Here is a 3,490-nt window from a genome sequence, read left to right on the forward strand (position 1 = left end):
CCTCTGGACTACGTCCTGGGTCGCACTACCGCCAAGGTCATCGTGCATCCGGCAACCGGCGAAATCCTGGCAGAGTGCAACACCGAGCTGAACACCGAGATCCTGGCCAAAATCGCCAAGGCTCAGGTTGTTCGCATCGAAACTCTGTACACCAACGATATCGACTGCGGTCCGTTCGTCTCCGACACACTGAAGATCGACTCCACCAGCAACCAATTGGAAGCGCTGGTCGAGATCTATCGCATGATGCGTCCAGGCGAGCCGCCAACCAAAGACGCTGCCGAGACTCTGTTCAACAACCTGTTCTTCAGCCCTGAGCGCTATGACCTGTCTGCGGTCGGCCGGATGAAGTTCAACCGTCGTATCGGTCGTACCGAGATCGAAGGTTCGGGCGTGTTGTGCAAAGAAGACATCGTCGCGGTACTGAAGACTCTGGTCGACATCCGTAACGGTAAAGGCATCGTCGATGACATCGACCACCTGGGTAACCGTCGTGTTCGCTGCGTAGGCGAAATGGCCGAGAACCAGTTCCGCGTTGGCCTGGTACGTGTTGAGCGTGCGGTCAAAGAGCGTCTGTCGATGGCTGAAAGCGAAGGCCTGATGCCGCAAGACCTGATCAACGCCAAGCCAGTGGCTGCGGCGGTGAAAGAGTTCTTCGGTTCCAGCCAGCTGTCCCAGTTCATGGACCAGAACAACCCGCTGTCCGAGATCACCCACAAGCGTCGTGTATCTGCACTCGGCCCTGGCGGTTTGACTCGTGAGCGTGCTGGCTTTGAAGTTCGAGACGTACACCCGACTCACTACGGTCGTGTATGCCCGATTGAAACGCCGGAAGGTCCGAACATCGGTCTGATCAACTCCCTGGCCGCTTATGCGCGCACCAACCAGTATGGTTTCCTCGAGAGCCCGTACCGTGTGGTGAAAGATGCTCTGGTCACCGACGAGATCGTGTTCCTGTCCGCCATCGAAGAAGCTGATCACGTGATCGCTCAGGCTTCGGCCACGATGAACGACAAGAAAGTCCTGATCGACGAGCTTGTAGCTGTTCGTCACTTGAACGAGTTCACCGTCAAGGCGCCGGAAGACGTCACCTTGATGGACGTATCGCCGAAGCAGGTAGTTTCGGTTGCAGCGTCGCTGATCCCGTTCCTCGAGCACGACGACGCCAACCGTGCGTTGATGGGTTCGAACATGCAGCGTCAAGCAGTACCAACCCTGCGCGCTGACAAGCCGCTGGTCGGTACCGGCATGGAGCGTAACGTAGCCCGTGACTCCGGCGTTTGCGTCGTTGCTCGTCGTGGTGGCGTTATCGATTCCGTCGACGCCAGCCGTATCGTGGTTCGTGTTGCTGATGATGAAGTTGAAACCGGCGAAGCTGGTGTCGACATCTACAACCTCACCAAGTACACCCGCTCCAACCAGAACACCTGCATCAACCAGCGTCCGCTGGTGCGTAAAGGTGATCGGGTTCAGCGCAGCGACATCATGGCTGACGGTCCGTCCACCGATATGGGTGAACTGGCTCTGGGTCAGAACATGCGCATCGCGTTCATGGCATGGAACGGCTTCAACTTCGAAGACTCCATCTGCCTGTCCGAGCGTGTGGTTCAGGAAGATCGCTTCACCACGATCCACATTCAGGAACTGACCTGTGTGGCGCGTGACACCAAGCTTGGGCCAGAGGAAATCACTGCAGACATCCCGAACGTGGGTGAAGCTGCACTGAACAAGCTGGACGAAGCCGGTATCGTTTACGTAGGTGCTGAAGTTGGTGCAGGCGACATTCTGGTTGGTAAGGTCACTCCGAAAGGCGAGACCCAGCTGACTCCGGAAGAGAAGCTGTTGCGTGCCATCTTCGGTGAAAAAGCCAGCGACGTTAAAGACACCTCCCTGCGCGTGCCTACCGGCACCAAAGGTACTGTCATCGACGTACAGGTCTTCACCCGTGACGGCGTTGAGCGTGATGCTCGTGCACTGTCGATCGAGAAGACTCAGCTCGACGAGATCCGCAAGGATCTGAACGAAGAGTTCCGTATCGTCGAAGGCGCAACTTTCGAACGTCTGCGTTCCGCACTGGTCGGCCACAAAGCCGAAGGTGGCGCCGGTCTGAAGAAAGGTCAGGACATCACCGACGAAGTTCTCGACGGTCTTGAGCATGGTCAGTGGTTCAAACTGCGCATGGCTGAAGATGCTCTGAACGAGCAGCTCGAGAAGGCTCAGGCCTACATCGTTGATCGCCGCCGTCTGCTGGACGACAAGTTCGAAGACAAGAAGCGCAAACTGCAGCAGGGCGATGACCTGGCTCCAGGCGTGCTGAAAATCGTCAAGGTTTACCTGGCAATCCGTCGTCGCATCCAGCCGGGCGACAAGATGGCCGGTCGTCACGGTAACAAAGGTGTGGTCTCCGTGATCATGCCGGTTGAAGACATGCCGCACGATGCCAATGGCACCCCGGTCGACGTCGTCCTCAACCCGTTGGGCGTACCTTCGCGTATGAACGTTGGTCAGATCCTTGAAACCCACCTGGGCCTCGCGGCCAAAGGTCTGGGCGAGAAGATCAACCGGATGATCGAAGAGCAGCGCAAAGTGGCTGAACTTCGTACCTTCCTGGACGAGATCTACAACCAGATCGGCGGTCGTAACGAAGATCTGGATAGCTTCTCCGACCAGGAAATCCTGGATCTGGCGAAGAACCTGCGTGGCGGCGTTCCTATGGCCACCCCAGTGTTCGACGGCGCCAAGGAAAGCGAAATCAAGGCCATGCTGAAACTGGCAGACCTGCCAGAAAGCGGCCAGATGCAGCTGACTGACGGCCGTACCGGCAACAAGTTCGAGCGCCCGGTTACTGTTGGCTACATGTACATGCTGAAGCTGAACCACTTGGTAGACGACAAGATGCACGCTCGTTCTACCGGTTCGTACAGCCTGGTTACCCAGCAGCCGCTGGGTGGTAAGGCACAGTTCGGTGGTCAGCGTTTCGGGGAGATGGAGGTCTGGGCACTGGAAGCATACGGTGCCGCTTACACTCTGCAAGAAATGCTCACAGTGAAGTCGGACGATGTGAACGGCCGTACCAAGATGTACAAAAACATCGTGGATGGCGATCACCGTATGGAGCCGGGCATGCCCGAGTCTTTCAACGTGTTGATCAAGGAAATTCGTTCCCTCGGCATCGATATCGATCTGGAAACCGAATAACACGTGACGCGAATCGAGAGCGGGGCAGGATTGCCCGCTCTCTGCTCCGCCAGGAGGAAAGGCCTTGAAAGACCTACTGAATTTGCTGAAAAACCAGGGTCAAGTCGAAGAGTTCGACGCCATCCGTATTGGATTGGCATCGCCTGAGATGATCCGTTCGTGGTCGTTCGGTGAAGTTAAAAAGCCGGAAACCATCAACTACCGTACGTTCAAACCTGAGCGTGACGGCCTGTTCTGCGCCAAGATCTTTGGCCCGGTAAAGGATTACGAGTGCCTGTGCGGTAAGTACAAG

The 3,490-nt window shown here is 56.7% G+C and carries 2 protein-coding genes; both read left to right on the plus strand.

Features of this window, described 5'->3' with window-relative positions; translation table 11 throughout:
* Window positions 1–3,198 (plus strand): DNA-directed RNA polymerase subunit beta (rpoB, locus tag AC1DSG_RS29140; RefSeq protein ID WP_477793965.1); only part of this gene is annotated, 3,198 nt, incomplete at its 5' end.
* Window positions 3,199–3,262: 64 nt separating this feature from the next.
* Window positions 3,263–3,490: hypothetical protein (locus AC1DSG_RS29145; protein ID WP_477793966.1), on the plus strand; the 228-nt coding region annotated here is incomplete at its 3' end.

The sequence above is a fragment of the Pseudomonas sp. P5_A12 genome, from assembly GCF_056400685.1.